General features: G+C 71.4%; 5 protein-coding genes. 1 reads left to right on the plus strand and 4 read right to left on the minus strand.

Features of this window, described 5'->3' with window-relative positions; translation table 11 throughout:
• Positions 1 to 265: 265 nt before the first annotated feature.
• From AC1RTC_RS00005 to allB, 4 genes are read right to left on the minus strand one after another with little or no spacing between them, the layout of a single operon-like run.
• Complete coding sequence (locus tag AC1RTC_RS00005) at positions 266 to 748, minus strand: nucleoside deaminase (RefSeq protein WP_493153398.1); 483 nt, start codon at positions 746 to 748, stop codon at positions 266 to 268.
• Positions 745 to 1,638, minus strand: coding sequence for a factor-independent urate hydroxylase (pucL, locus tag AC1RTC_RS00010; RefSeq protein ID WP_493153399.1), 894 nt, complete (start codon positions 1,636 to 1,638; stop codon positions 745 to 747). Before pucL ends, AC1RTC_RS00005 begins: the two co-directional genes overlap by 4 nt.
• Before the next feature lie 51 nt (positions 1,639 to 1,689).
• Positions 1,690 to 2,877: an MFS transporter gene (locus AC1RTC_RS00015; RefSeq protein WP_493153400.1), complete on the minus strand. Its 1,188-nt coding sequence runs from the start codon at positions 2,875 to 2,877 to the stop codon at positions 1,690 to 1,692.
• Positions 2,874 to 4,181: an allantoinase AllB gene (gene allB / locus AC1RTC_RS00020; protein WP_493153401.1), complete on the minus strand. Its 1,308-nt coding sequence runs from the start codon at positions 4,179 to 4,181 to the stop codon at positions 2,874 to 2,876. Before allB ends, AC1RTC_RS00015 begins: the two co-directional genes overlap by 4 nt.
• A 341-nt stretch (positions 4,182 to 4,522) precedes the next feature.
• Between allB and AC1RTC_RS00025 the strand changes: the two genes are divergently transcribed.
• Complete coding sequence (locus AC1RTC_RS00025) at positions 4,523 to 5,575, plus strand: methylenetetrahydrofolate reductase (RefSeq protein ID WP_493153402.1); 1,053 nt, start codon at positions 4,523 to 4,525, stop codon at positions 5,573 to 5,575.
• Positions 5,576 to 5,723: the final 148 nt, after the last annotated feature.

The raw sequence follows: 5,723 nt of genomic DNA on the forward strand, positions 1-5,723 counted from the left end.
GCTGGGGCGCCTACTCAACCCACCGGGTTTCGATACGGCGCTGGGGCGCCTACTCAACCCACCGGGTTTCGATACGGCGCTGGGGCGCCTACTCAACCCACCGGGTTTCGATACGGCGCTGGGGCGCCTACTCAACCCACCGGGTTTCGATACGGCGCTGGGGCGCCTACTCAACCCACCGGGTTTCGATACGGCGCTGGGGCGCCTACTCAACCCACCGGGTTTCGATACGGGCGCTAGAGCGCCCTACTCAACCCACCGACCCCTAGTACTCCGTGCGGTCGTCCCGCGCCAGCCACGCGTCGAACGGCGCCGTCGCGTTGGCGGGGCGCACCTCGTCGATCGAGACGTCCCAGGTGGAGCGGTCGCGGCTGAAGAGCTCGTAGAACTCGCGGTCGTCGAAGCCGCCGCGGGCGGCGTCGTTCCGGTCGCCGGCGAAGACCACGCGGTCGACCCGCGCCCAGAGCGCCGCCGAGAGGCACAGCGGGCACGGCTCGCACGAGGTGTAGAGGGTCGCGCCGGCGAGGGAGAAGTCGCCGACGGCCTGGCACGCGGCCCGGATCGCCACGACCTCCGCGTGGGCGGTGGGGTCCAGGGAGGCGGTGACGCGGTTCTGGCCCTCGGCCAGAAGGGCGCCGTCGCGGACGATGACCGCCCCGAACGGCCCGCCGCCGTTGGCCACGTTCTCGGTCGCGAGCTGGATGGTGCGCTCGATCCAGCGCGTGTCGATGACGGAGGCGTCGCTCATGCGAGACCCGCCGAGAAACGCCACGCGTCGTGGGCGGGGGGCGCGTCATCCCGCAGCACCTGGGCCTCGATGAGGCCGTAGGGGCGGTCCGCGGCGATGAACACCTCCCCGGGGTTGTCGAGGCCGAACGGCGACAGGTCGACGACGAAGTGGTGCTTGTTGGGGGCTTTCAACTGGACCTCCACGATGGACGGAATCTCCTCGAGCACAGCCCGGCCCATGTGCCACAGGGTCTGCTGCAGGGCGAGGGACTGGAGGGTCGCGAACTCGCGGATCATGATCGCCTTGACGACGGGGTAGACCGCATTCCAGTCCACGTCGGTGCCGTCGAACCGCCACTTCGCGACCAGGGACGTCGCCATGACGCGGTCGTGGGTCTCGGGGAGAGTCGTGTACTCGTCCTCGAGGAACCCGGCGAACTCCGACCCGGTGGACTTGAGGATGACGAGGTCCTTGAAGCCGCCGACCACGTACTCGCCCGTGGCATCCACCGTGATGGCGGCCGTGCGGGTCTCGGCGCCGCTGCGCGTCCAGGTGTGGTCGTGCTCGACTCCGTCGACGACGGCGCGGGTCCAGGCGAACTCCTCGATCTCGATGCGCGCGCCCTCCGCCGGCTCCACGTCGCCCACGAAGTGCCGCGCGAGCGCGAGCCCGTACTCCTCGATCGACCGGATGCCCACGCTCTTGGCATACGCGAATGCCGTGTTCTTCTGGGTGTCGGTCGGCAGCACGTTCGACTGGTCGCCCGCGAGGTACGCCGGGCCGAACGGGCCGCGCAGGGCGGTGGTCACGTTCAGGTCGTGGATCTCGTGGCGGGCCGTGTCGCGCACGATCCGCACGACGCGGCTCTCCGCCTTGCCGTACTGGTTGTCGCCCAGGATGATTGCCATGCCCCGATTCTCGCAGGGCCGTGTTTCTTGGGCGTTTCTGAACGTCGCCGCCTAGAGCCGGTCGTGCTCCTGGTCGGCGCGCGGCACGAGCGGGATCGCGACCACCGGGGCGATCGCGGCGGCGACGAAGGTCAGCGGGTACCCGATCAGCCCGATCAGCGCACCGAACAGCGGGCCGGCCACCGAGGCCGTGAGGAACTGCCCGGTGTTCTGCGCCCCGAGTGCGCGCCCGGCCCAGGCGGTGCCCGCCATCTCGGCGACCGAGGTGAACGCCAGCCCGTTGTCCGCGACGGTCACCGACGTCGCGATCACGAACACGATTCCCGCTGCGGCGAAGTGCGTGGCGTCGACCAGGGCGAGCAGCAGCATCACCACCGCCGCGGAGGCTGCGACCCAGCGCAGGGGCCGGACTCGGCTGCCGACGCGGTCGCTCATCACTCCGACGGCGATGCGGCCGACGGCCCCGATGAACTGCGCGACCCCGACGAGGATGCCGGCGGGCAGCGGCTCCCAGCCGAGCTCCGCGACGAGCCAGACGAGCCCGAACGTCGAAAGCAGGAACTGCGGCAGCACGAGCAGAGCGGACACCAGGTGGATGCGCCACAGGAACGAGCTCGCGCGGTAGGGGTTCACCGGGGCCGAGGCATCCGGCGCAGGTGCTGCCCGGGGAGGGTCGACGATCACGATCGCGCACACCACGGCGACGACGGCGGTGAGCACCAGCGGAACGAGGAGGGCTGCGGCGATGCCCGAGGCGGAGGCGATCACCGGGATCGTCACGGCGGCGATCGTCACGCCGAGCGGCTGCGACATCTGCCGGATGCCCATCGCGAGCCCGCGGCGGTGCTTCGGGAACCATCCCACGACGACCCGCCCGCTCGCGGCGTTCGCGCTCGCGCTCGCTGCACCCCCGAGCAGGAAGAACAGCCCCAGCCACAGGTACCCGTCGGCGAACAGCGCGCCCAGTGCCGCGAGCGCGGTGAGCGCGAGCCCGCCCGCGATGACCCAGCGCTCGCCGATGCGGTCCGCGAGGGCTCCCCACGCGATGAGGGTCAGCACCAGGCCGAAGGAGGTCGCGGCGGCGAGCAGCCCGGCCTCGGCGAGGGAGACTCCGCGCTCCAGGTGCAGCAGCGGGATGAGGAACGCCGGAGTGGTGACGAACACCGTGCCCGCGACCTGCGCGAGCACGCCCACGGCGAGCATCGCCCACGCCCGGGGCGGCGTGCGTTCGAGGGTCATCGTGACAGGTGCTCCCCGTGCCCGGGCGCCTCGCCGCGCACCCACGTGCGCCGGACGGCCCCGCGCAGCTCGCGGCCGTCGTACGCACTCACCGGGTTCTTGTGGAGGAGCTCCTCCTTGCGCACGGTGAAGACGGCATCGGGGGCGAACGCGACGAGGTCGGCATCTGCCCCCACCGCGATGCGCCCCTTGCGGCCGAGCCCGACGAGGTCGGCCGGGCCGCGCGACATCCAGCCCAGAACGCGGTCGAGCGGGATGCCGCGGCGCGACGCCTCGGTCCACACCGCCGCGAGTCCCAGCTGCAGACCTGCGATGCCGCCCCACGCGAGCTGGAAGTCCCCGCCGCCGCGGGTCTTCAGCTCGACGGTCGCGGGGGAGTGGTCGGTCACGACGATGTCGATGTCGCCGTCGAGCAGTGCCTGCCAGAGGGCGTCGCGGTTGGCGTCATCCCGGATCGGCGGGCAGCACTTGAACTGGGTGCCGCCGTCGGGGATCTGCTCCTCGGCGATGGTCAGGTAGTGCGGGCACGTCTCTACCGTGATCGGCAGGCCTTCGGCCCTCGCTGCCCGCAGCGACGGGAGTGCTGCGGCACTCGAGAGGTGCAGGATGTGGGCCCGCGCCCCGGTGCGCCGCACGCCGTCGATCACGCGCTGAATCGCGGTGGTCTCGGCCTCGTCGGGACGGGACTCCACGAACCGGTGGTAGTCGGCACCGCCCTCGTTGGCGTGGGCGTCGAGCACCCCGGGGTCCTCCGCGTGCACGATGAGCAGGCTGCCGAGCGCCGCGATCTCGTCGAGGGCTGCTTCCAGTTGAGCGGCGTCCAGGTGCCCGAACTCGTCCACCCCGCTCGGGGCGAGGAACGCCTTGAAGCCGAACACGCCCGCGTCGTGAAGAGCCTTGAGGCTGCCGAGGTTCTCGGGCACGGCGCCGCCCCAGAACGCGGTGTCGACCGCGACGTGCGCGACCGCCCTCTTCGCGTCGAGAGCCTCAGCCGTCGTCGTCGCGGGGATGCTGTTGAGCGGCATGTCGATGATCGTCGTGACGCCTCCCGCGGCCGCCGCGCGGGTCGCGCTCGCGAAGCCCTCCCACTCGGTGCGGCCGGGCTCGTTCACGTGCACGTGGGTGTCGACGATGCCGGGGAGCAGTACCTCGTCGTCCGCGAGCGTGACCTGCCGGTCGCCCTCGAGCGGCCCGCTGGCTATGGCGGCGATGCGCCCGTCGCGGATGCCGATCTCGGCCGGCCTGAAACCGCCCTCGACGAAGGCCGATGCCGCGCGCACCACGAGGTCGAATCGCTCAGTCATGTGAGTCCATTATCCCGTGGCCGGTGGGTTGAGTAGGCCGCCCGCGGCCGTATCGAAACCTGTGGGTTGAGTAGGCCGCCCGCGGCCGTATCGAAACCGCCCCCCGATTCACGTCGGTGAGGTTTCGATACAGGCGCCAGAGCGCCTTACTCAACCCACCGGGTTTCGATACAGGCGCTAGAGCGCCTTACTCAACCCACCGGGTTTCGATACAGGCGCTAGAGCGCCTTACTCAACCCGCTACAGGCGCCAGAGCGCCTTACTCAACCCGCTACAGGCGCTAGAGCGCCTTACTCAACCCGCCGTAACGCGCCCGCAATGCGCCGCTCGTACGATGAGGCATGCCCGACGCCCTCCTCGAATGCCCCAAGCGCATGGAGTACGGCCCGTGCGGCGGCGTCGAGTTCGACGGCACGTGCGAGGTCGCACCGCACCGGTGCGTGTTCCTCGACCTGCCCACCGTGCGGTGGCACGGGGTCGCCTCCGAGGAGCCGCGCGGGCGCTCGGATCCGGTGCCGGAGTCGCCCGTCTCGTCCGGGGCGGTGGAGATGCGCGCGCTCATGGCGGTGCGGCCGATCGTGGTTGCCGACTTCCCGGCACGGGCTCTCGACGGGCGCTCGATCGACGAGTGCGCGGGCATCCTCGCCGGGTCTGTCGACGCCGTGCTCGCCGGCGACGCGGGCAGCGCCCGGGTGCAGTTCCCGCCCGCTTACCGGGCCTCGCTCATCCGGGCCGCCGGGCTGCAGGTGTGGACCGGCTTCAACTGCCGCGACCGCAACCGCGTCGCGATGGAGGGCGAGCTCGCCGCGCTCGCGCACGTGGGCGTCGCCGGAGTGCACTGCGTGACCGGCGATCACACGAACACGGGCCAGCGGCCGGATGCCCTCCCGGTGTTCGACCTCGACTCCACAGAGGCGGCGTCCCTGGCGCGGGCGAGCGGCCACCTCGTGAGCGTGGCCGAGGCTCCCGCGACCCCGCCGGTCGACCGCCGGCCCGACCGGCTGCTCGAGAAGTTCCGCGCGGGGGCGGAGGTGTGCTTCGTCAACCACGCGGGCGGTGCGGCACCGGTCGCCGCGTTCATCTCCCGCGCGCAGGATCTCGGGGCGACGATGGCGTTCATCCCGTGCTTGCCCGTCGTCGTCGACAGGGACAGCGCGGAGCTGCTGCGCACGTTCACGACCCTCGTGCTGCCGGACGGGTACCTCGAGCGGATCCTCGCGGCGCGCGACCCGTTCACGGAGGGCGTCGCGGCAGCCGTCGAGCTCGGCCTCGAGATGCTCGCGATCCAAGGGGTGGCGGGCGTGAACCTGTCGGGCGGCGCCGGCCCCGGTCGCGAGGCCTGGTTCGCGGAGGCGCTGGCGCAGATCTCTCGCGGGGTGAGTGGCGCCCTCTAGGGCGCGTATCGAGACGGGTCGAGACCAGGTTTCGATACAGGCGCTGGGGCGCCTTACTCAACCAGCCGGGTGGCGCCCTCTAGGGCGCGTATCGAGACGGGTCGAGACCAGGTTTCGATACAGGCGCTGGAGCGCCTTACTCAACCAG

Source organism: Rhodoglobus sp. GW821-FHT12B09 (genome assembly GCF_058809925.1).